Origin of the sequence: Klebsiella sp. LTGPAF-6F, assembly GCF_001753185.1 — a bacterium.
In the GTDB taxonomy this organism is placed as follows: Bacteria; Pseudomonadota; Gammaproteobacteria; order Enterobacterales; family Enterobacteriaceae; genus Klebsiella; species Klebsiella michiganensis.
Genome location: NZ_CP017451.1, coordinates 19368 through 42131, shown reverse-complemented (window position 1 = coordinate 42131; position 22764 = coordinate 19368). Strand labels below are relative to the sequence as shown.

Here is a 22764-nt window from a genome sequence, read left to right as displayed (position 1 = left end):
GTTGTATATACATGACCAGTTTAACGGTTGCAAAGATGGAGTGATATTTTTTATAAAACAGGAGGATATAATATTTTATATAAATGAATAGCTAATGATTATCTAGTGGATAACTTCATTGCTCAATTGTGGTGCAAATGTTAAGTGTTTATCCCTGTAATGGGGCATGTCATGCTTACATTTTATCAACAATTGATTTCTTTGAGGATACTTTACAAAACTCCGCTCTGGTAAAACCAGCAGAGATAAAAATAACTGCTTTAAATTCAAATTTTTATGTTTTAGTGCGCAATCATGGCATGGCTAATGCAGGTTGTATATGCAGGCCTGTACATTAAATCTTTCTTACAGCTTATATTTTATGAGAAAAATCCAACAACCAAAGTAAAGGGGCGGTTATTACGATGAGTACCTTCAATCACAGAATTAAACATGATGGCTCTGACTTTGTGGTGGTTGATAACCAGAACCCGAGACTGCCGAGTACTTCAGGCGGAGGAAAAAATACATCACGATCGAAGATGATACTACGTCATGCTTAATTAATATCTGAGAGTAGTTAATTTCTGAGGTATTCGAATCAATGATATGAGGTTTATCCCATGAGGAGTAGTGGCGTATGACGTCAAAACACGTTTATCGTCAAGGTATCGGCACCCTAATTTATCGGGGCACTGCAAAAAAAACGGGTATTAAAGACTGAATCGCAGAAAGGCAGAGGTTTAAGTCTTCATGTTGATGACAGTAGGCGGCCTATAGCAGAACGAGTAAATGTTGCTAGCAGGCAGCGTACCGTTCAGATTATATGCTTGTAATTTTCAAAGGATTCATCTATGAAACATTCCACTAGCACTGTAAAGCACACGGTTATAGAAAGACGGTCAATCGATTATGTACCTGATAATGAGCGCTTCGGCAGCGCTATGGGACAGTTTACATTATGGCTAGGGGTTAACCTTAATATTACCGCTATTGTGACCGGCGCGTTGGCCGTTGTATTAGGCGGCGATGTTTTCTGGTCATTAATCGGTTTATTTATAGGTCAGATATTAGGCAGTATCATAATGGGGCTACAGGCCATACAAGGGCCAGCTACAGGACTGCCACAAATGATTCGAAGCCGTATGCAATTTGGTGTTTATGGCGCGGTCATCCCTCTTTTACTGGTAAGTTTTTTATATATAGGGTTCTCTGCTGGAGGCACCTTGCTGGCAGGACAGGCCGTGGCAAAAATTTTGAATGCCGCAGAATGGCAGGGTATCGTTTTATTCGGTGTCATCACGATCTTGGTTGCCACCTTAGGCTACCGCGCCATACATTCTTTAGCACGGATCGCGAGTGTGGTCGGCATCATTGCATTTATTTACATGTTCGTTGCATTATTAGCTGGCCATAATATTAGCAGTCTTCTAGAACAGAGAAAGTTTATTCTCAACCAGTTTATCCTTTCCATTTCACTGGCGGCGGCCTGGCAAATTGCTTATGGCCCCTATGTCGGAGATTATTCACGTTACCTCCCTACGGATACATCAAAACTGAAAGTGTTCTTTGCCGCCGCCTCTGGAACAACGCTGGGCTCTCAGGCAGCCATGACATTTGGTGTTTTTTCCGCCGCTATTGCCGGAGTGGCATTTACCGGACATGAAGTAGAATTCGTTGTAAATCTGGGGGCATCCGGTCTCGTCGCATCTTTGCTTTACTTTGTCGTAGGCTTCGGCAAAATAACCATGATGACATTGAATGCGTATAGCAGTTATATGTCGAGTGCGACGCTGGTGAATGGTTTCAGAGGAAAAGCAACCGTCTCTGTCGGTCATCGATTTATTTATGTATCAGCCATGATTTTGTTAGCTGTTTCCATTGCGTTATGGGGCTCGGGAAGCTTCATTCACGCTTTTTCTTCTTTTTTATTATTTCTACTGACCTTTATTTCTCCCTGGAGTGCAATTTGTCTGGCTGACTGGCAGTGGGGGCATCGTTCAAAATGCGACCTGCAGGCATTAAACGATCCACAAGGAATATATGGCCGCTGGAACTGGAGTGTAATTTCCATTTACTTCATTGGCTTATTAATGGAACTTCCTTTTGTTTCCAGCAGTATTTACACTGGTCCGATTGCAAGCTTGTTGGATGGCGCAGATATCTCTTGGTTAGTTGGCCTGATTGGCACCGGCATAGTGTATTACATTTACAGCAGAATATTGCCCCCCGCTTCTATGAAAATACAGGCTGCTGATTAACAGTAACAATAATAATCCCAAGAAAAGGATCCATACATGAAATATATTGTTGACCCATTTTCCGAAAAAACGTCGCTTAATACGCCATACCGTTTACTGCGTCATTATGCAGAAAAATGGCCTGATAAAGAAGCGCTGGTATTCGATGCTGGTAATCAACGAATGACCTTCAGAGGTTGGCTTGACAGTGTCGACAAGTTGGCGCTAGAGCTAAGTCGTCGTGGTGTAAAAGCGGGTGACCCTGTGGCTCTGTTGGCAGAAAATCGTATTGAGTGGCCAGTTGCCCAGATTGCAATTTCGGCCTTAGGTGCGATACTGGTGCCTGTTAATACACATTTCCGTGATAATGATTTACGCCACGTTCTCGATCACAGCCAAGTGGTTGCCATCTTGCTGTCCGAACGTTTTCGCTCCAGCGAATATTTAGCCATGGTACGAGCGATTCATCCTCAACTCCCTAGCCTAAGAGACATTATTAACTTCGATGATATGGAATATGAAGCAGTAATGCGCCAACCCGTTTTGGCTGAACTGACGGAGTGGGTATGGTCCCCCAGAGAGTTGGCTAGCATCCAATATACTTCTGGTACTACTGGACGGCCTAAAGGCGCAGAACTCTGTATGGAAGGAATAATGATGAATGCCTGGGGCACCGTGCAGCGGCTGGAAGTGACGGCGATGGATCGCTGGACATCCATTATTCCGCTCTTCCACTGTGCAGGTTGCATCATGAATATTCTGGCATGCCTGACAGCTGGTGCGACATATTTGGGTATGCGTGCTTTCGACGCCGGACAAATGCTTTCGCTGATAGAACGGGAGCGCTGTACAGTTCTGACGGGAGTCCCCACGTCCTACTTAGCGATGTTAGAGCATCCGGACAGACCATATTTCGATCTCTCGTCTTTGCGTACCGGTACCTGCGGGGGTGCAGACTGCGATCCGAGACTTCTGGAACAGTGCGCGCGGGCGTTTCCTATTAATGGGTTGGTTCAGGTTTACGGGCAGACGGAAGCCAGCACACTGATAGCGTTAGATTACTGGCAAAGTCCCCAGCGCTTTGCCACCGCTGGCTTGCCCTTACCTGGAGTTGAAGTGCAGGTCTGCGATCCGAATACCGGAGTGGTACTCCCCCACGGGGAAATCGGCCAGCTACAGGTTCGTGGGCCAATGGTCATGTTGGGATATCATCGAGATGCGGAGGAAACCGCTCGCTGCATCGATCCTCAAGGCTGGATGAATACGGGCGATCTCGGTCGGCTAAACATCGATGGTAGGGTCGAACTGGTAGGAGGACGCCTGCGCGATATGATCATTCGCGGTGGTGAAAATATCTATCCTGTAGAGATAGAAAATCTGCTGCGTGAGCATCCGTCGATCACTGAAGTTGCAGTCTTCGCTCTACCCGATAAATTTTACGGCGAAGTGGTAGCCGCCGCTATTGAGTCCACCAAGCCGTTATCCAAAGATGAAATAAGAAAAGCCTGTGTTGGAAAAATAGCTGGTTTTAAACATCCTGCTCGGGTCTTTACCATCGTAGAATGGCCGATGACGTCAAGCGGGAAGATCCTAAAGCGCATGTTGAAAAGCGCAGCCCTTGATGGGCAACTGAAGGAGCTTTTATGAAAATGAGTGTGACAGGCTATCCACATACATGCGTCTTCACCCCTGGGCCACACCAAACAGCAGCTGCAATTGGCAACACGGGTGTGAAAGTGGTGTCGACACCAGCGTTGATCGCTCTATTGGAGGAGACCAGTGCCGATGCTGTAGCAAAAGACTTACCGTCCGGCTGGGTGAGCGTGGGAACCCATGTCGACGTACATCATCATAAACCCGCTTGGCCTTATCAGGAGGTTCGCTGTACGGCGACGTTAATTAGCGCAGACGAGAAAAGGTTGCAGTTTTTCGTACAGGCGCATCAAGCGGGAGCATTGATCATGAGCGGTAAGCATGAACGTGCTCTAGCGCCACTCAGCCGTTTTGAACGTGCTGATGGTAAACTGCCAGAGGGAGCTCCGCTGGAGTTTTTCTTTGATTTTCACAGCCCTTGGTGCTACCTCGCCTTCCCCCGTCTAAGAGAAATTGCCGCTGCGTACGGAAGAATGATAGTACTACGTCCCTTCCATCTGGCTAATTTGATTGACCGCATAGGTGGACGTAGACCGTTGGATGCCTCGCCAGCGTTTGTCAACTGGTTCAAACAAGATATGCAGGACTGGGCGCGCATTCGCCGGCTGCCACTGAGTTATCATCCTAAGTTCCCGTTGCGGCCTTCACGTGCGCTGCGAGCTACCCTGTATGCAGTTGAAGAGGGGCTGGGAGAAGCATTCGCCTTCAAGGTGATGCAGGCGTATTGGTCACAAAGTCTGGATATTAGCGATGTTGCCATCTTAGGCGACTTAGCCACTTCAGTAGGGCTGGATAAAAATGCGTGCATCTCCTCCATCGGCGATGAAGCCCGGAAGCTAGCCATAGTATCGAACACAGATGAAGCTATTGCTCGCGGGGTATTTGGTGCACCAGCAGTGTTTGCCGATGGCAAACTGTTCTGGGGAAATGACCGCCTTGATATGATGGACACTTGGCTGGCATCTGCGGGAGAGCGCTGCTGAGCCACCGACGGAGAGAAGTAGGCTAACGCTTGCTTCTCCCAACTATAGACTCAGACCAGCATAAAAGTTGGGACTTCCTATGTTAAACCCGAAAAGGAGATAAGGTCGGTAAACCACCCTGCTGTCAAACTCCGTTAGGTCAAACCATTTGCCGAAAATACTACCGCAGTTATAATTGTGGTAAATGCCGACCTAGGCAGCAGGTGTGGTGGTCGTGTTGCCCATAAAAAACCTCCGTGGTCAATATCGTCTGGGATCCGGCTTATACTGTGCCGACACAAGTGACGGGAGAACAACGGAGGATGCAAGGGCGTCACCGAAGCCGCTGCAGAGTAAATAGCAGGAGGAGGCTGGGCGGTTTGACGGCGAAAATTGAACCTGAAAACGATGGGAAGATGGCGGTTAGGGCCTTTGAAATAAATGTGGCCGGGTTAAGTTGACAGCGTTTATGCTCCCCTTGCATCAGTCGTGGCCCAGCTATAGTAGCGGCACGTCTGTCAACGTTAAACGGGATGAATGTGGCGCGTAGCAACATCGTTTTTATTGCGTCGTTGATATTCACAAAATCTTGGGTAGTGCTACCAACTTATTGATTTTGTGTTGGATGGTGTTTTCGAGGTGCTTTATGGCTTCCATTTACGTGGGATCGCCATCTTGTGCTGTGACTGAAGGCGTAGACCGTAACGGCAAAAGTACTGCCGGTCATCAGCATTATCTCTGCAGGCAGTGCCGTAAGCCATGGACACTCACTTTCACCTATACAACCTCACAGCGCAGTACACACCAGAGGAAAATCATCGATATGACTATAAATGGCTCTGGATGCCGTGCCAGTCCACACATTATCGGCATTGGTCTGAACACCATTTTCCGTCGTTTAAAAAACTCAGTCCCCAGTCAGTAACCTCGCGGATAAAGGCTGGCTGGGGTGTTATTGTCTGCGTAAAAAGGGAAGAGCAGAGGGGCTACGTCGGGTGGGTTGGCTCCTATATTTCCATACACTTTTTATCACTTAACCCATTACTGGTCCGCCGCCGCAGATATTCCCGTGGTGAACGATATCCCAGTGCACTATGCGGATGCCATTCGTTATAATGTTCGAAGGCCTCCGCAAGGTTCTTTACCGCTGTTAACCCGTCGGGCTTCGGCATGATGCTGATGTAATCGCGCTTCATCGTTTTGACGAAGCTCTCTGCCATCCCGTTGCTTTCCGGGCTGCTTACTGCTGTATGTTCAGGCTCCAGTCATACCATTCTGGCGAACCTATGCGTCTGATGAGTCCGGTAGGCTGAACCGTTATCCGTCAGCCACTCAACGGGTGATGACGGCAGGCTGCTGCCGAAGCGGCGTTCCACTGCTCCCAGCATGACGTCCTGTACGGTTTCACTGTCGAAGCCACCCGTTGTGACCGCCCAGTGAAGTGCCTCGCGATCGCAGCAGTCAAGCGCGAACGTGACCCGCAGTTTTTCACCGTTATCACAGCTGAACCCGAAGCCGTCAGAGCACCACCGCTGGTTACTTTCTCCAACGGCCACTTTCCCTGTATGCGCCCGCTTCGATGGCGGTATTTCCGGTTTACGCTCAAGCAGCAGCGCATTCTGACGCATGATGCGATATACGCGTTTGGCATTCAGCACCGCCATGTCGTCAGTTTCTGATTGTCTGCGCAGCAGTGCCCATACCCGACGATAACCATAGGTGGGCAGATCGCCGATAACGGTATGGATAAGGGCCAGCGCTTCAGTATCATCAGGCTTGCGCTTGCACCGACGACCCTGCCAGTCCTTCGACCTACGGGCCATGGCATGCAGCTGCGCACGTGAGACCCGGAGGCAACGACTGACAAGGCTTATTGGGGTCAGTTTGGATATCGAAAATTATTGTACTATAAGGGCTTCCCCGGCATGTCAACGCCGGTGTTTACGGTTTCTGTCTGCACTATAGTAAAAAAATAAAGGGGAGAGACTGCGGTACTATAAACGGTCATGATGAATCGTCATCGATTCGGACCCTGATGAAAGACGCTCGTGAGGCTCTAGTTCGTTAGTCGGGTACACTTGCCCTGTACAATAAGCAGATATACCTCACGGGGTCTAACCCTTTATCATCAACGAGTTGCAGATCAGATGGTCATACAGCTTTGTACTTTAGCTGGCTGAGTACAACCTGAAATCATCACCGTAATGCAATGATGCCCAGCACAGTCTTGCATTTTTGGCAGCGATGGCAACAACAGCGCGCCAGTATCCTCTGCGTTCGACCAGTGAGCAGACCCAACGACTGAATAAATCAGTCCTTTTCTCCGCCCCGATCAGTACCGAGCGGGCACCCTGAACCAGAAGTGTTCTCAGATACGAATCGCCAGCTTTCGTTATCCTGCCAAGCTTCGACTTTCCGCCGCTGCTGTACTGCGATGGTGTCAGTCCCAGCTAGGCTGCCAGCTGGCGCCCATTCTTAAAATCATGTGCATTACCTATACCCATATTTCGGATCAATACAGCCTGTTTTACACCTGCATAATCAGTCGGGTCAGGGATTCAACCCATGTTCTCGATGGCTTGCTGTACCACGAAAGTGACCTGGAAATCAGGGAGCATTACACCGATACAGCTGGTTTCACCGATCATGTCTTTGCCCTGATGCATCTGATGGGATTTGCGTTATGTCCGCGAATCAGGGATCTCCACGACAAGAAGCTGTTTATCAAAGGGAAAGCTGACCAATACCCGGCGATTCAGTCACTGATATCAACGACCAGCCTGAATCTGAAAGAGATCGAAATTCACTGGCGTGAAGTGCTGCGTCTGGCGATCTCGATAAAGCAGGAAACCGTGACAGCATCTCTGATGCTGAAAAAACTAGCCAGCTACCCGAAGCAAAAAGGACTTGCCAAATCACTGAGAGAAATTGGCCGCATTGAGCGAACGCTGTTTATGCTCGACTGGTTCCGCGATCCTGCACTCTGTCGGCGAGTACAGGCGGGGCTGAATAAAGGTGAAGCCCGTAACGCGCTGGCTGTTCACTGAGTTGACCAGCATGGTAAAACTGTTCTGGTTAAACCCAAAGTATCGCGTGCTGCCCTTCCTGAGCTGATTGCCAGTTTACCTCCCTGTGTTATCGGGATGGAGGCATGCTCCGGGGCTCACTACTGGGCAAGACTGTTCCGGCAATATGGTCATGAACCACGTCTGATGGCTGCTAAATTTGTATCTCCTTACCGCATGGCCGGTAAATCAGGCAAAAATGATGCAGCTGATGCACAAGCTATCTGTGAAGCAGTTCGTCGCCCGCATATGCGGTTTGTACCCGTTAAGGATGAGAGCCAGCAGGCGATGCAATGCCTACACCGCTCCCGTCAGGGATTTATAGAAGAGAAAACAGCAACGTATAATCGCCTGCGAGGATTGATATCTGAATTCGGCGTCATCGCGCCACAAAGTACAGATTCCCTGCGACACATGGTTTCTGCACAGAAAGATTCTTTACCACTTCAGGTTCAGCAATGTGTTGATGATTTGCTGGAGCACGTTGCTCGCATCGAAGCCAACATAGCTGAATATGATCGGATTTTGTCCCGCATGGCCAAAACAGATCATCGCAGTCAAAGGCTGATGGAATTGAAGGGCGTAGGCCCCACAACGGCCTGTGCGCTGGTCGCCAGTATCGGTAACGCACATGATTTTAAGAATGGACGCCAGCTGGCAGCCTGGCTGGGCCTTACGCCATCGCAGTACAGCAGCTGCGGAAAGTCGAATCTTGGCAGGATAACGAAAGCTGGCGATTCGTATCTGGCTATTGTACAGGATATACGTATCCGCTTAACGAACAAGAACCTCACGCGCGTCTTTCATCAGGGTCCGAATCGATAACGATTCATTATGACCGTTTATAGTACCCCAGTCTCTCCCCTTTATTTTTAACTGTAGTGCAGACAGAAACCGTAAACACCAGCGTTGACATGCCGGGGAAGCCCTTATAGTACAATAATTTTCGATATCCAAACTGACCCCAATGATCCGGATTCCAGCGACTAGCCTAAAAATGAGTATTAATACTATCAATAACTTAAGTGATACCAACTGTCTAAAGATTCCAGGGGCCAGTCTATTCAAGTACCAGAATCTGGTGAAGCCATAATCAACTCCGATTGACTTCTGAAGTATTACTCACGTCGCCGCCATGATTGTGCTGATGGTAATGTAACGTAAACATAACCCCACCAATTAACAACGTAATAGCGGCACTTTCCTGGAGATCCGGAATGCGCTGTGAATAGATAAAACCATATAGCAGCGCGAAAAGGGTTTCAAAAACCACCATCTGCCCTGTCAGTGATACCGGAAGACGCCGGGAACAGATATTCCACGCCAGATATCCCAGCCATGAGGAGACCACGGCTAACATCATGTTCGTTATCCAAAAGAGTGTTTGAGTGTGTTCCGGTAACGACAAGTCAACTGCAGAAAACCTGAATATACTGGCGATGAGCCATAGCAGTACCGAAATACATCCCGTACACAGGCCTATCAGGAGAGACCACTGGTTACTGGTGTAAGGGAGGTTTTTCAGACAGCGGGAGTTCTCGACAGCGTAACGGCTCCAGCACAGTAATGCAGCGAAGGCACAAAGGATCCCCAGCATCTGCCGTTTTCCTTCTGTAACTTGGTGCGAGGATGTTTGTATCGCATGCAGATTAATCAGCACCACACCAGCAATGATAGCCGTCATCGGCAGCAATAATTGCCTGAAGGGCGGAGCATGCTGGTCCCTGCGACCAAGCACCGGAACCATCACCGGAATTAAACCTATCACTAACGATGTCGCGGCAATACCGACCTGCTGTACGGCCACCGCGACGAGCAGAAAATAGAAAACATTGCTCATCAGCGAAAGACGGATTAGCGTCAGCAGATCGCGATGATGCCATACACGGGCAATGTTGCGCCATTGAGGTATAAGTAATATTGCCGCCAGTATCCCATAGGTAGCAAAGCGACCGCAGGTTAACAGCAGTGGTGAGATCTCGGGTAGCAGTACCGGTGGCAGGAAGATGAATCCCCAGCATGCGCCAGCGAGTACGCCAAATGTAATCCCTTGCTTCATGCTGACTCCTTCAATGCCCTTTCAGGTAATCTAGCCCCCGACTGGCGCTCACTCCACGACGACAAAAAATACTGCAGCCGCGGGCTTTTCGGCTGATGGAACAGTTGCGCCGGTGCTCCCTGCTCTTCAATGCAGCCATCGGCAAGAAACAGCACCCGATCGGAGACTTTAGCGGCAAACCCCATCTCATGGGTCACAATCATCATGGTCATACCATCATCGGCAAGATTGCGGATGACCTTTAGCACCTCCCCGACCAGCTCCGGATCAAGCGCTGAAGTCGGTTCATCGAACAGCATAATGGCGGGTTTCATGGTCAATGCCCGGGCGATGGCAACGCGCTGCTGCTGACCACCGGATAACATCGCGGGCCAGCTATCGGCTTTGTCTGCCAGACCAACCCGTGCCAGTTGCGTTTTCGCTTCGGCGTAGGCTGCTTCGCGGGAGACCTTTTTAACCCGCCGCAACGGCGTGGCTACGTTATCGAGTACCGTCATATGCGGCCACAAATTAAACTGCTGAAAGACCATACAGACGTCGCGTAAAGCCTGACGGTTTTCCTTGTCGCTTAAACGCCGGCGTTTTTCCCCGCCGAGAGGTTCATAGCCGACGTTCTCGCCATTCACCAGAATGCTGCCGGAGCTATAATCTTCCAAAAAGTTAATACAGCGTAACAGTGTGGATTTACCCGACCCTGAGCCACCAATCACGCAGATGACTTCTCCGGGAGAAATGCTGACATCGATGCCACGTAGAACATGGTTTTCGCCATAATGTTTATTGAGGTTGTTAATCTCAATAGCATAATCACGCATAGTATTAACCTCGGCTTAATTGAGAATAAGAATAATGGCGCTCTATTTTATTACCCAGACGGGATATACCGATCGCGATCCCCCAATAGACAATGGCCATTAAGGCGTAGATTTCAACCATCGCATAGGTCTGGTTAGCAATGGTCATGGCGGTATTGGTGAGTTCACCGACCGTAATAATGGATAGCACCGACGACTCTTTTACCAAAATGACGCTCTGGCCAATCAATGGCTGGATAATGCGCGCGAGCATTTGCGGCCAGACAATGAAAGTAAATATTTGCCATGGACTTAACCCCAGGTCTGCCGCCGCTTCAACTTGCCCACCTGAGACAGCATTGCGACCCGCACGAAATATTTCCGCAAAATAAGCGGAACCATAACATCCCAGGCACAGTACCCCGACCTGTTGCGCCTCGAGATTAATACCTATATAGGGTCCACCATAAAAGACTAAAAAGAGCTGCACCAGTAACGGCGTGCCGCGAAACACATTAATCCATGTATGATATATCACATTAAATAAAGCCGGTTTTTGTCTTTCGAGAAGAAAAAAACACAGCCCGATCGCCAGCCCCAGCAGGATACCGCCGAGACTCATTTTTAGGGTCATTAAAATACCGGCGGCAATGGCATCTTTATAGGTAAAAAGTATTTCAACATTCATTGTGCTAATACCCTTTGAGCCGAAGATGAGCGGTTTTTCTCTAACCTGGTGCCAACAATACTCAGCCCCCACGAGGTCAGAAAATAAAGGAGACCGCATGCCGTATAAAACTCCAGCGGCCGATAGGTGGTTGAGGCCAGCGTTTGAGTCACTCTCATCAACTCATGGACCGCCACCACCGAGACCAATGCCGAGTTTTTGATAATATCGATAGTTTCATTAATCAAAGCCGGCATCATGGCGCGCAACACCTGCGGCATCTGAATATAAAACAGCGTTTGCGCCGCTGAAAAACCAAAATCTCGTGCCGCCTCCAGTTGGCCTTTGGGCAACATTTTAAAGCCAGCCCGAAGAATCTCTCCTTGAAAGGCTGCGGTATTTAATGAGAGAGCCACAACCGCCGCCAGCAATGGTGAAAGCGTGATCCCTACGGCTGGCAAAGCATAAAATATTAATATCAACTGGACCAGTAACGGCGTTCCACGATAAAAACTGACATAGGTTTTGCAAAAACAACGCACGAGACGCCGCGGAGAGTTTAACCCCAGGCAAATTAACCAACCGAGGATCAATCCTATGACAATCGCGCTCAGCGATACAGCCAGAGTACTGAGCACGCCAATTAATAGCTGAGGGAAATAGGGAAACACCACTGAAATATCAAACATATTGCCCTCCTGTATCCATCAAATTAGTTTGCCGGGGTCGGAACTTGCTCAGGAACGGCCATAGAAAAACCCAGCCACTTCGTTTGTAGTTGCGCCAGTTTTCCCGATTTATTCAACTGCACAATGCCGTCGCTGATAAATTTGACCAGTGAGGCGCTATCCGCATCCTTTCTTCCGGCCCATGCGTACCAGGTGGCCGGGCCAAACGGTGGGCGTACAATTTCAAACGTATCACCACGGGTCTTTACCAACGGCGCGAGGTTCGGCAGCGATTGCACAACCGCATCAACACGGTGCGCCGCTAATGCCGCATAGGCTTCGTTATAATCAATAAAGGCTTTTATTTCTTTAACGCCGTGACCGGTGGTGGGTTTAAGTACCGATGCTTCATATTCTTTTAGCACCGCAATTTGCGGCGCCCCGGCCTGGCTGGCGACAATCATGCCCTGGAGATCTTTGGCGCTATTAATGCGGCTATCCCCTTTGCGTTTCAGAATGGCCACGCTGGCGTCAGAAAAGGGAGCGGTAAAAGCAAATTTTGCTTCACGATCGCGAGTGATGGTTAAAGAAGTTGCCACAAAGTCAAATCGTTTGCTTTCCAGGCCGGGTAAAATCCCTTGAAATGGAATATCCAGCTGAACCACTTTCACCCCGGGTAATCCTTTCATCACTTCCGTGAGAATATCTTTTCCCAGACCGACTATTTTGCCATCTTCAAGCATTTCAAAAGGAGCATAGCGCGCTTCGGTGGCAATCACTATTTCTTTTTTTTGCTTAATATCATCCAGTAAATCAGCCTGGGCCGTAGATATCAATAATGGTGAAAGTTGTAAGGCAGACATTGAAAGTAATAGCCACAGTTTATTTTTCATCAGTGTTTCTCCGCGAGTTTGAATGACGCTGATAATATTTATTCATTCGCTGAGCGGCGACAAACGGTGGTTTCTAACTGATAACTATTAGCACGGCTAATGGTGATTTTGGCATGAATAGTGCTTATTACAGGTTATTTAGCAACAGAGAAACCGATGATGCAACGAAAACCAGGTTTGCCGTCTCTCGACGGTTTACGCTACTTTGATGCCGCAGCGCGCAATCTCAGTTTTACCCGTGCCGCGCAGGATCTTTTTCTTACTCAGAGTGCAGTAAGCCAAAAAATTCAATCGCTTGAGCAGCAGCTTGGCTATCTGGTCTTTCACCGCACTCCCGCGGGACTACGCTTAACCCCGCAGGGTGAACAACTGTTTATCGGAGTGCGCCAGGCCTTTGCCATCCTCGAAACTACGTTGCACCAAACCGGTGAAGAAACCCTTGAGGGCACCATAAAGATTCGGGTTATGCCGTCCTTTGCCACCAAATGGCTGCTTCCCCGATTGCATCAGTTTTATGAGCAGTACCCTATCAGCCTGGAAATTGATGCCGATATGACGCCCGCCAATTTTAAATCTGACGCGGTCGATATCGCCATCACTCCTTTTTGGGTTGATGATAAAAATCTAATTCAACGGCATCTGTTCAACGATGTGATCTATCCCGTGATCAGTCCGGATTTGTTGAAAACACGGCATCTGCGCAGTTACAGCGAACTCTGTGGTTTGCGCTTACTGCATGATTCCATGCCGCAAAATGCCTATAGCACCCATTGGCGCTCCTATTTTGCCCGCCTCGGGCTCTATGACCTGAATGTCGAGGCGGGAACCGGATTTTCCCGCGCCGACCTCGTACTCCAGGCCGCCTGCGCCGGCCAAGGAATCGCCTTAAGCCGTCACTCTTTGTGTGCGACGGAAGTGAGCAATGGCGCACTGATTCGCCCTTTTACCGATATCGTCGAAGACGGACAGGTGTGGTTAACCTGCCCGCGTAATAATGAGAAACGGCCACGCGTTCAGGCGTTGATTAACTGGCTGACACAAGAAACCGCACGTCATATTGCAGAGCGAACGCAAATTCTCGGTGAATATACGCTGCATAAGGCCGGCTAATGACGGCAAATTAATAATCTCCGTTTGTAGCAAGATATCATTTTCCAGATGATGGCATCACGCCATTATCAACGACGGAGTTTATTATGAGCATGCCAGATATTATTGAATTAGCTAATGGGCAAAAAGTTAAAGGAACGTTCAGCTCCCATGAGATGCAGCGCCGACTGTCGGGATTACGGGCCACCATGGAAGCAGACAGCATTGATGCAGTTATTTTAACTTCGATTCATAATATTAATTACTACGGCGATTTTTTATATTGTAGTTTTGGTCGCCAGTATGCCTTGGTAGTGACACCGAGCCAGTCATTTTTAATTACCACCAATATCGATGGAGGTCAGGGATGGCGCCGCAGCTACGGTGCAAATATCGTTTACACGGACTGGCAGCGCGATAATTATTACCGTGCAGTACGTAAAGTGGTTCCTGATAATAGCCGGCGGATTGCACTGGAAGGCGATCATGTAACGATCGAACAGCGCGCTAAATTTTGCCATTACCTTTCTCAGACACAGTTTATTGATATTGCACCGGCGACGATGCGTATGCGCATGATTAAGTCTGCCGAAGAGATTGCGCTGATTAAAATTGGTGCTCAGGTCGCCGACCTCGGCGGCGCGGCATGCGTCGCAGCGATTGCCGAAGATGTTCCGGAGTATGACGTTGCCCTGGCAGCCACCTCGGCGATGACCCGGGAAATCGCGAAACGCTTGCCGCATGTTGAATTGCGCGATACCTGGACGTGGTTTCAGTCTGGCCTGAATACCGACGGTGCTCACCATCCGGTGACGAGCCGTCGCCTCAAGCAAGGGGATATTTTATCACTGAACTGTTTTCCCATGATTGCCGGCTACTATACCGCGCTGGAGCGTACACTGTTCCTCGGTCAGCCTAGCGATGAGCAATTGCGTCACTGGGAGATCAACTGTGAGGTGCACCGCCGTGGTCAGGCGCTCATTCGCCCTGGCGCCCGTTGTTGCGATATCGCCGCCTCGCTCAATGAAATTTATCGCGAGCATGACCTGCTGCAGTATCGGACTTTTGGCTATGGTCACTCCTTCGGCGTACTGAGCCACTATTATGGCCGCGAAGCTGGTTTAGAATTACGCGAGGATATTGAAACCGTTTTAGCGCCGGGAATGGTAGTCTCAATGGAACCGATGATCATGCTGCCAGAGAACATGCCGGGACACGGCGGTTATCGCGAACACGATATCCTGGTAGTCACCGAAAATGCAGCAGAGAACATTACGCATTTCCCTTATGGTCCTGAGCATAACATTATAGAAAAATAGCAGATAAGCATGCCTAATGTAGAATGCATCAATATATCAGCACCTTCTGGTGCTGATTATTTTGGCCGGCTTTGTAATATTAGCGTCATTATCTAAATTCAACAGGAAATAATGTGATGCTCTATCTTCCTCAGATCAGTTCAGTGGAAATGACTCTAAATCATTGATAGTGTTTTATTGTCATGTAGTACTCAATGTGACCTACCCAGCGTTTATTAACATACCCCAATATTAGTAATGTATTCATAAGCCACATGAGGACATCCCCATGAAGAAGCGATTTTCCGATGAACAGATCATCAGTATTCTCCGTTAGGCAGAAGCCGGGGTTTCGGCCCGGGAACTCTGCCGCAAGCATGCCATTTCAGACGCCACCTTTTACTCCTGTCGCAAGAGGTTCGGCGGCATGGAAGTAGCCGAAGTGAAGCGGCTCAAGTCGCTTGAAGAGGAGAACGCTCGGCTCAAGAAGCTGCTTGCCGAAGCAAGGCTGGATAAGGAGGCGCTTCAGGTGGCTCTGGGCCGAAAGTTCTGAGGACAGACCAGAAGTGGAAAGCCGTGGAGGTCATGTGTGAGTCAATGGGTCGTGCCTGAAGTCTGGCCGGTCTGTCACTTTCAACCTGCCGTTATTCGGCCCAGCGTCCGGCTGCTGACCCGCAACTGTCTCTACGGATCACAGAGGTGGCAATTGAACGCCGGCGATTTGGTTACCGGCGCATTTTGCAGTTATTGCGCCGGGAGGGCCTTCATGACAACCACAAGCGGGTTTACCGCATCTATCTGTTATCAACGGTGCAAAACTGGGTCTTCCGCAACCTAGGTGGAAGAAAATCAATGAAACTTTTTAGTTAACAAGGATCTAAGCTGTTTTAAGTTATGGATAACGCTATGCCTTCACTTAAGACGCTTTTGCAACTGCCTTGCGGGTGGCAACCCAGCCGACAAGTTGTTAGTCCTGATGGGATAACCATCCATCTTCGTGCTACACGTAAAACAGCATTATGCCCTGAATGCCTTAAGCGCAGCCGCTCTGTCCATAGTTGTCGGCGGCGCCGGATACAACACCTCCCATGCTCCGGCCGGACGATCTGGTTAATCTTTGCTGTCCGGCACTGGTACTGCCGTAATCCGTCCTGTTCACGCAAAATCTTTGCGGAATCACTGGCTCCTTTTGCTGGTCCGCAGCAGCAGTCTTCAGCGTAACTTCAAAATTTACAGCATCAACTGGGACTCATTGCTGGGGGAGAGGCTGGAAGACGGGCCGCGGTAGCCTCAGGAATGCAGACAAGCCCGGATACGTTGCTGCGCAGAGTAGTTCAGGCTCCGGAGCAGACAGAGAACCGGCCCCGGCATGTCGGTATCGACGAGTGGGCATGGCATCGGGGCCACAGATACGGAACGCTTATTGTTAACCTCGATACGCATCGCCCTCTGGTACTACTGCCCGGTCGGGAGCAGCGCACTCTGGTTGCATGGTTTAAAAAATACCCGGAGATACAGGTTGTTTCACGAGATCGTGGCGGTATCTATGCTTTAGCCGCTCGCGATGGTGCACCGCAGGCAATACAGGTGGCCGATCGCTGGCATCTGTTGAAGAACATCGGCGATGCGCTGGAACGCATGATATACAGGCATATGCCATTGATACGACAGGTTACTACTGAGATGTCACCCAAAAAACAGGACGCAGAAGTGTCTCTGGCACCTGTCTCAACACTACGTCGCCCTGAGCGCATTAAACGGCAGAGGCGTGACAAACGGTATCAACGCTGGGCTGAGGTCGACTCTCTTCATAAAAAAGCTCACGGGATCAGAGAAATATCACGCATCACCGGGCTATCCCGCGTGACAGTTCGTCGGTGGATGCAGTCGAAGGCGTTCCCTGAAATATCAACAAAACCGCCAAGGCCCGGACTTCTTGACACGTGGCATGAATGGCTGGAAAGACAACGTATAAATGGTAACCATAATGCCCGGCAACTATGGCAGGAGATGGTTGACGCTGGTTTTGCCGGGAGTGAAACGACTGTTAGAGATGCTGTGTCTAAGTGGCGTAAGCAGTCTAATGCTCCGTCTGTCTCCCCGGGTCGACTTCCCTCTGCATCCCGGGTCAGTCGCTGGTTAATGCCCTGGCGAATGATCAGAGGTGAAGAAAACTATGCGTCCCGCTTTATCGAGTCAATGTGCCAGAAAGAACCTCAACTGAAAATGGCACAACAGCTGTCCCTCGACTTCTACCGGATGCTGAAAACGAAAAATAAATCACAGTTAAATCAATGGTTCTCTGACGTCAGTCAGAGTGGGCTCGTTGATCTTCAGCGCGTTGCTGCCGGGATGGAAGCCGATGCAACAGCAATACACGAAGCCATAATCAGCAGATGGAGCAACGGTGTTGTCGAGGGCCATGTAAATCGCCTGAAGATGCTGAAACGGCAAATGTATGGTCGGGCAGGATTCGAGTTACTGAGGCGTCGGGTGATGTGTCCTCTGGCATGAAAATCTCCACCCAAGTTGCGGAAGACCCAATATTAGACCGTTGGTGTTGACGGTTAGTGGATCACTTTTTACTCATTGTTGACACTTGACCGAGGCATCCATAGTGCTATTTTTACGGTAAGCGACACAGCGCTTGGGCTACACTCCTGAGGGACCATGACAGTTGAGGACGATGCCTGTCTGCTATGTCAGGTTGGTCAAACCCTTCGCCCCGCAAGCGAGACAATCAGCACGGAAGATTAATAGTATTGGCAATCTGTAGCGAAGAGTTGCAGTACTGCCCCTTCTATCATCCACAATGATAGTTATCAGTCAGTTAACGAAAATGAGAGGGCATCGGAAATGCTCGAAGTTGAATTTCAGGAATGGTTGAAGAGCAAAGACGCCAAAACGCAAGCAAGCCTCAATTCCCGTATTTATGCTGTCAAAACTATTGAAAAAAATCTTGCAGCGCTTGACTCTCCTCATGCAGATCTAGACGCAGCCTACAAGGCGGATGGATTTGCGCAATTGCGGCAGCGGATCAAAGAGATTCGCCGTGATGCCAAAGACAACGGCAATGACTATCGGTTACTAATGCCTGAATCAGAGCAACCGCTTAACCGATTGTCCAACTGGAATAGCTGGCTCGGACAATATGGACGTTTTCTGAGCGGTGATGACTCTCAGGCCGACGAAATTCGGGATTATGTCCTTGAAAACTACATCACCCCAGCCAGAGAGCGAGGTGACGCAAGTGTCTCCCTGGTAGTTGGTCCTCTGAATACTGAAATGGGTCTCGACAAGGGATGGCCAAACATCTGTCAGGCTCTTGATGGTCAAAAATTTCAGGAACTAGCGGATGTTCCCCCTCCGGTGACGGAAGGGCCTAAAAAGAGCACAACCCGAAAATATACGTTCATCCTTACGGAAGGAAGCGAACTGGTGGCCCAGACTAAACCAACTCCGACTAACCTTATTTTTTACGGTCCTCCAGGTACCGGAAAGACCTATCACACGGCGAGGGAAGCCGTAGCGCTCTGCGATTGCAAAGATGCCTATCCGAACTCAAAAGATGGGCGTTCGGCCCTGATGGCGCGCTATAACGAACTGATGGCAGAAAAGAGAATCTCTTTCGTCACATTCCACCAGAGCTATGACTACGAAACCTTCGTTGAGGGCCTTCGTCCAGAAATCGGTGAAGATGAGTCTTCGTCTGCTGGATTCAGACTCATCCCTACGCCGGGGCTCTTCAGAGAAATTTGTGCCCTTGCCGATCAGGCCAGAACACAACCCCGTGCACAGACAGATCCCTCGGCACTGCAACTATCCCAAAAACGCTTCTGGAAAATGGGGCAAGGGACAATTGGCACCGAAGACGATGTGTATGAAGATGCCCGCGACAATGGGTATATCGCTCTGGGTTGGGGTGGGACCATAGACTGGAGCGCGGATAGATTCTCATCGTTCAACGCGATTCATGATGAATGGATCAAGCAAAATCCAGGGAATCTGACGCCTAGTAACTGGACGCAAACCTATCCCTTCCGTTGCGAAATGAAGCCTGGTGATATCGTGATTGTCCCTTACGGGAACACTGCGTTTCGCGCTATCGCTGAAATAACTGGTGATTACTATTTCGTTCCTGAAGCCGAAGGTTACTATGCCCACCGCCGCCCAGTTCGCTGGCTACTGACCCTTGATGAACCACTGCCACTCGATACAATTATCGATGGTAACTTCACCATGCGGACGCTCTATTCCATTGCCACCAGTCGTGTGAATATCCCGGCGCTAGGCAGACTGCTCTCAAGTACAGAGAACCTGGATAATAGTTCCGATGTTAAAGGACAACCAGAACAATTCGTCCTCATTATTGATGAGATCAACCGGGCAAATATCTCGAAAGTGTTCGGTGAACTGATTACGTTAATTGAGCCGGATAAACGTCTTGGAATGCCTGATGCACTCACCGTAACTCTGCCTTATTCGAAAAAGAAAGATTTTGGCATCCCCGCCAACCTTCATATCATAGGCACCATGAATACCGCCGATCGATCCATCGCATTGCTCGACACAGCATTAAGGCGGCGATTCAACTTCCGGGAAATGGCTCCCGACGCGACCCTGCTAAGTGAAGTAGAGGGGATCGATCTCAAAGCCGTTCTTACCACCATCAACCAGCGTATTGAATATCTTATAGGCCGGGAATATCGCATTGGACACGCCTTCTTTATCAATTGTGAATCCAGGGAACAAGTTGAAGATGCAGTACGCAATAAGGTCATACCGCTGTTACAAGAGTATTTCTTCGAGGACTGGAGCCGAATTGCGGCAGTGCTGGGCGATGGTTTTATGCAGGAAGAGCAGATTTTACCGCCACCAGGAATAGAGGGGGAACTATTATCAAGCTGGTCGGTACGTGCACAGTTCAGAAATGACGCCTTTGATCGACTGATAGGCAAAGCCAGAACGTTAAATGTCACCGCTCTTGAGGTGGCTGGTGAACTGAAAGAATGACGCACCTCACGGTTCGCGAATGGGGTAGTGTTTGTGTGAACACAGAAAGCAGCATAAACGCTCCTCATGCTTTTACCCGCCCTCAGGCTAACGCGCTGCTAACGGCGGCGCGCGAGCATCCGCTGGCAAATCAGCACGGCACCAATATCTTAATCGATCACCATAACAAAATTATTGCCGGGCAAATGGTCGGGGTTATTGCCGCTCCGGGATGTAGCCTTGAGATCCTGCCCAAATTCGACTACGAGACGATAGAACCGGACGCCACAATACGCAGTCGCCTGATACGTATGCTTGATGTCGCCCTCGGCCTTAAACTCGGCAATGGACAGGCTGCAACAATGGCGAGACAAGCTGAAAGTTTGCTAGAGATACTCATCCGCTTGTTCGCCGAGCGACTCTTATCTGAAGTACATCGGGGATTACCGCGCACCTATTTGGCACAGAAAGACGATTTGCCCTCATTGCACGGAAGGCTCAATATCAAACGACAATTCACTACGCTTGCCGCCCGCCTCGACCGCCTTGCCTGTCGTTACGATGAACTGTCGGCTGATTCCGCCCTACTTCGAATTATGAAGGCGTGTGTAGTTCTGCTTCACCATTATGCCCGCGCTGCTGATACGCTCCGTCGTCTGAATGAATTGCGCATCCTGCTGTCGGGTGTTAGCGACACTCCCCTGAGTCACCTGCCTTGGTCACAGGTACGGATCGACCGAACCAATCATCGCTGGGAAGCACTCTACAATCTGGCGCGTCTTCTCCTGCGACGCGACTGGCAAGCTACACACCACGATAAACGAGCGCAGAACGGGATTACACTGCTTTTTCCGATGAACGACCTGTTCGAGGCATATATAGCGGCGCTGACGAAGCGTGCTGTACGCGGTACGGAATGGACGGTTCGTGCACAGGCAGGCAGGTTATACTGTCTGATCGAGGACGTAAAAGAAGGCAAACCACGCTTCCAGACCCGGCCGGATCTGCTTATCGAGCGGGAGCAGCAGATTGTTATAATCATAGACACTAAATGGAAGCGTATTGGGCGTCATCCAGAAGATGCCAGTCATGGTGTATCGCAGTCTGATGTCTACCAGATGATGGCCTATGCCCGGCTTTATCATTGCCCACAAGTTATGCTTCTCTATCCACATCATGCAGGTCTGGGAACGCAACCTCTGAATGCAGGCTATAGAATTCTAGCTGGCGAGGAACAATTACAGATGGCGAGTGTGGATTTGGTTCTCGAGGAAAACAAGATTGTCGAGCAGTTAATTAGCCTTATCGACATCAACACGCAGTGAGGTTAAAAGGCGAGGCCGGTTTGAATCGCCACGGGTTTAACAGACACCTCGGAGTCATTTAAGATGACTTAAAGAGAGGTGTCCATGAGCGGTAAGCGTTATCCCGAAGAGTTTAAAACTGAAGCAGTCAAACAGGTTGTTGATCGCGTTCATTCTGTTTCCAGCGTTGCAATACGTCTCGATATCACCACCCACAGCCTTTACGCCTGGATAAAGAAGTACGGCCCGGACTCATCCACTCATAAAGAACAGTCAGATGCTCAGGCCGAGATCCGCCGTCTCCAGAAAGAGCTGAAGCGGGTTACCGACGAACGGGACATATTAAAAAAAGCCAGTATGAAACCGATCACTCCGGATGAGTTCCGGGTGATGAAATCGTATCTGAACGTCATGTTAAGTTCCTTTGGCCTGGGCATGATCCCGCAACTCTTGCCCTGATACGTCTATTTTGTGAGGCATTATGACAAAGCAAATATTACCCAATGAACTGGCTGAAATCGTCACCGGTCTTCTTATTAAACCTGAACTGCTTGGTGAGCTTGACTCCCGTGAGGCGCACCAGGCCTTCATGCTGGATATTGGACGGGTTATTGCTGATCACTGCGGTGGACTGGTCAACGGTATTACGGATGGTGACGTAGCAAAACCCTATCTTTCAGACATTGAGTGTACCCCCATTCTCCACATCGAACCTGATGACCGCCTGCCTTCGACTGAACGTAACGTATGGTCAAATTATCATGTTGAAGCGTGGGCAGACGAGGGACACGAAACTATCCTCGACACGGCGATCCGAGAGTCTGACAGAGCTGCCCTGCAAACTCTCCTTATTGTAGCTGCGCAAAAAGGATGAGCCGGTGCTCCTGTTATTAAACGAATGACGGACTGACATATCCCTGAAGGTGAATCGGTTTGTCTTGAAGCGGATAGTGGAATCTATACGGCCACCTACCATCTGGATAACCAGACTTCAATCGAGGGCGCGGAAGATACGGGCCAGCTTTGCTCAGGTGTATTACTTGAAACAATCAGTGCATGCCAGCGCTACATCTGAAAGTGTCGGTGGTGATACGCTTTTCC

Annotated in this window: 13 protein-coding genes and 9 pseudogenes; 14 read left to right on the top strand and 8 right to left on the bottom strand. The window is 49.5% G+C overall.

The annotated features are described in order from the left end of the window. Positions 1–833 precede the first annotated feature (833 nt). From BJF97_RS29120 to BJF97_RS29110, 3 genes are read left to right on the top strand one after another with little or no spacing between them, the layout of a single operon-like run. On the top strand, positions 834–2240 hold the full coding sequence (locus tag BJF97_RS29120; protein WP_048293679.1) for a purine-cytosine permease family protein: 1407 nt from the start codon (positions 834–836) through the stop codon (positions 2238–2240). 36 nt (positions 2241–2276) lie between these two features. Continuing rightward, the gene (locus BJF97_RS29115) at positions 2277–3866 is read left to right on the top strand and encodes a class I adenylate-forming enzyme family protein (RefSeq protein ID WP_032413277.1); all 1590 of its coding nucleotides are present in this window, start codon (positions 2277–2279) and stop codon (positions 3864–3866) included. Further along, positions 3863–4855, top strand: a complete 993-nt coding sequence (locus tag BJF97_RS29110) for a thioesterase, FlK family (RefSeq protein WP_004118901.1) — start codon at positions 3863–3865, stop codon at positions 4853–4855. The genes BJF97_RS29115 and BJF97_RS29110 overlap by 4 nt, the downstream gene beginning before the upstream one ends. Positions 4856–4978: 123 nt before the next feature. Here BJF97_RS29110 and BJF97_RS33275 read toward each other — a convergent pair. Next, positions 4979–5080 (bottom strand): annotated as a pseudogene (locus BJF97_RS33275) (antirestriction protein ArdA); the annotation flags it as partial. A gap of 400 nt (positions 5081–5480) precedes the next feature. Here BJF97_RS33275 and BJF97_RS33270 point away from each other — a divergent pair. Next, a pseudogene (locus BJF97_RS33270) lies at positions 5481–5830 on the top strand (IS1-like element transposase); the annotation flags it as partial. Between the two features lie 11 nt (positions 5831–5841). Here the strand turns inward: BJF97_RS33270 and BJF97_RS29100 are convergent. Together BJF97_RS29100 and BJF97_RS33260 are read right to left on the bottom strand one after the other, a co-directional pair. Beyond that, positions 5842–6708 (bottom strand): annotated as a pseudogene (locus tag BJF97_RS29100) (IS3 family transposase); the annotation flags it as partial. A gap of 294 nt (positions 6709–7002) precedes the next feature. Further along, positions 7003–7332, bottom strand: a pseudogene (locus BJF97_RS33260) (transposase); the annotation flags it as partial. Between BJF97_RS33260 and BJF97_RS34850 the strand changes: the two are divergent. Together BJF97_RS34850 and BJF97_RS29095 are read left to right on the top strand one after the other, a co-directional pair. Beyond that, a pseudogene (locus tag BJF97_RS34850) lies at positions 7330–7872 on the top strand (Tn3 family transposase); the annotation flags it as partial. The pseudogenes BJF97_RS33260 and BJF97_RS34850 sit on opposite strands and share 3 nt — an antisense overlap. After that, a pseudogene (locus tag BJF97_RS29095) lies at positions 7867–8646 on the top strand (IS110 family transposase); the annotation flags it as partial. The pseudogenes BJF97_RS34850 and BJF97_RS29095, both read left to right, overlap by 6 nt. A 346-nt stretch (positions 8647–8992) precedes the next feature. Here BJF97_RS29095 and BJF97_RS29090 read toward each other — a convergent pair. Genes BJF97_RS29090 through BJF97_RS29070 form a run of 5 tightly spaced genes read right to left on the bottom strand, consistent with a single transcriptional unit; the run spans position 8993 to position 12980 of the window. Continuing rightward, positions 8993–9958, bottom strand: coding sequence for a DMT family transporter (locus BJF97_RS29090; protein WP_048293677.1), 966 nt, complete (start codon positions 9956–9958; stop codon positions 8993–8995). Beyond that, complete coding sequence (locus BJF97_RS29085) at positions 9955–10773, bottom strand: amino acid ABC transporter ATP-binding protein (protein ID WP_049162715.1); 819 nt, start codon at positions 10771–10773, stop codon at positions 9955–9957. Before BJF97_RS29085 ends, BJF97_RS29090 begins: the two co-directional genes overlap by 4 nt. Before the next feature lie 4 nt (positions 10774–10777). Continuing rightward, a complete protein-coding gene (locus BJF97_RS29080) occupies positions 10778–11440 on the bottom strand; it encodes an amino acid ABC transporter permease (protein WP_040216854.1) in 663 nt (220 codons plus the stop codon). Continuing rightward, positions 11437–12108 carry an amino acid ABC transporter permease gene (locus BJF97_RS29075; protein WP_040216852.1) on the bottom strand — a complete coding sequence of 224 codons (672 nt, stop codon included), beginning with the start codon at positions 12106–12108 and terminating at the stop codon, positions 11437–11439. Before BJF97_RS29075 ends, BJF97_RS29080 begins: the two co-directional genes overlap by 4 nt. Positions 12109–12131: 23 nt before the next feature. Next, positions 12132–12980: a transporter substrate-binding domain-containing protein gene (locus BJF97_RS29070; RefSeq protein WP_004118155.1), complete on the bottom strand. Its 849-nt coding sequence runs from the start codon at positions 12978–12980 to the stop codon at positions 12132–12134. Between the two features lie 156 nt (positions 12981–13136). On the opposite strand from BJF97_RS29070, the gene BJF97_RS29065 reads away from it, so the two are divergent. The 8 genes and pseudogenes from BJF97_RS29065 (at position 13137) to BJF97_RS29030 (ending at position 22537) form a co-directional block, all read left to right on the top strand. Beyond that, positions 13137–14090 carry a LysR substrate-binding domain-containing protein gene (locus BJF97_RS29065; RefSeq protein ID WP_032413259.1) on the top strand — a complete coding sequence of 318 codons (954 nt, stop codon included), beginning with the start codon at positions 13137–13139 and terminating at the stop codon, positions 14088–14090. Positions 14091–14176: 86 nt separating this feature from the next. Next, positions 14177–15388, top strand: coding sequence for a M24 family metallopeptidase (locus BJF97_RS29060; RefSeq protein WP_048293675.1), 1212 nt, complete (start codon positions 14177–14179; stop codon positions 15386–15388). Between the two features lie 268 nt (positions 15389–15656). Then, a pseudogene (locus tag BJF97_RS34470) lies at positions 15657–16174 on the top strand (transposase); the annotation flags it as partial. Between the two features lie 87 nt (positions 16175–16261). After that, positions 16262–17881: pseudogene (locus tag BJF97_RS29050) on the top strand (ISL3 family transposase). Between the two features lie 342 nt (positions 17882–18223). Beyond that, positions 18224–20380: an AAA family ATPase gene (locus BJF97_RS29045; RefSeq protein WP_049164965.1), complete on the top strand. Its 2157-nt coding sequence runs from the start codon at positions 18224–18226 to the stop codon at positions 20378–20380. Continuing rightward, positions 20377–21684 (top strand): McrC family protein, encoded by a 1308-nt coding sequence (locus tag BJF97_RS29040; RefSeq protein ID WP_049164966.1) that lies wholly within the window; start codon positions 20377–20379, stop codon positions 21682–21684. Before BJF97_RS29045 ends, BJF97_RS29040 begins: the two co-directional genes overlap by 4 nt. 84 nt (positions 21685–21768) lie before the next feature. Next, positions 21769–22017: pseudogene (locus BJF97_RS29035) on the top strand (transposase); the annotation flags it as partial. 127 nt (positions 22018–22144) lie between these two features. Next, positions 22145–22537, top strand: coding sequence for a hypothetical protein (locus tag BJF97_RS29030; protein WP_012540175.1), 393 nt, complete (start codon positions 22145–22147; stop codon positions 22535–22537). The last annotated feature ends 227 nt before the right edge of the window (positions 22538–22764 follow it).

What these genes read in the sequence shown, in the direction of transcription:
- BJF97_RS29120 (WP_048293679.1), top strand. Translation starts at nt 834, where the DNA reads ATGAAACATTCCACTAGCACTGTAAAGCACACGGTTATAGAAAGACGG.
- BJF97_RS29115 (WP_032413277.1), top strand. Translation starts at nt 2,277, where the DNA reads ATGAAATATATTGTTGACCCATTTTCCGAAAAAACGTCGCTTAATACG.
- BJF97_RS29110 (WP_004118901.1), top strand. Translation starts at nt 3,863, where the DNA reads ATGAAAATGAGTGTGACAGGCTATCCACATACATGCGTCTTCACCCCT.
- BJF97_RS29090 (WP_048293677.1), bottom strand. Translation starts at nt 9,958, where the DNA reads ATGAAGCAAGGGATTACATTTGGCGTACTCGCTGGCGCATGCTGGGGA.
- BJF97_RS29085 (WP_049162715.1), bottom strand. Translation starts at nt 10,773, where the DNA reads ATGCGTGATTATGCTATTGAGATTAACAACCTCAATAAACATTATGGC.
- BJF97_RS29080 (WP_040216854.1), bottom strand. Translation starts at nt 11,440, where the DNA reads ATGAATGTTGAAATACTTTTTACCTATAAAGATGCCATTGCCGCCGGT.
- BJF97_RS29075 (WP_040216852.1), bottom strand. Translation starts at nt 12,108, where the DNA reads ATGTTTGATATTTCAGTGGTGTTTCCCTATTTCCCTCAGCTATTAATT.
- BJF97_RS29070 (WP_004118155.1), bottom strand. Translation starts at nt 12,980, where the DNA reads ATGAAAAATAAACTGTGGCTATTACTTTCAATGTCTGCCTTACAACTT.
- BJF97_RS29065 (WP_032413259.1), top strand. Translation starts at nt 13,137, where the DNA reads ATGATGCAACGAAAACCAGGTTTGCCGTCTCTCGACGGTTTACGCTAC.
- BJF97_RS29060 (WP_048293675.1), top strand. Translation starts at nt 14,177, where the DNA reads ATGAGCATGCCAGATATTATTGAATTAGCTAATGGGCAAAAAGTTAAA.
- BJF97_RS29045 (WP_049164965.1), top strand. Translation starts at nt 18,224, where the DNA reads ATGCTCGAAGTTGAATTTCAGGAATGGTTGAAGAGCAAAGACGCCAAA.
- BJF97_RS29040 (WP_049164966.1), top strand. Translation starts at nt 20,377, where the DNA reads ATGACGCACCTCACGGTTCGCGAATGGGGTAGTGTTTGTGTGAACACA.
- BJF97_RS29030 (WP_012540175.1), top strand. Translation starts at nt 22,145, where the DNA reads ATGACAAAGCAAATATTACCCAATGAACTGGCTGAAATCGTCACCGGT.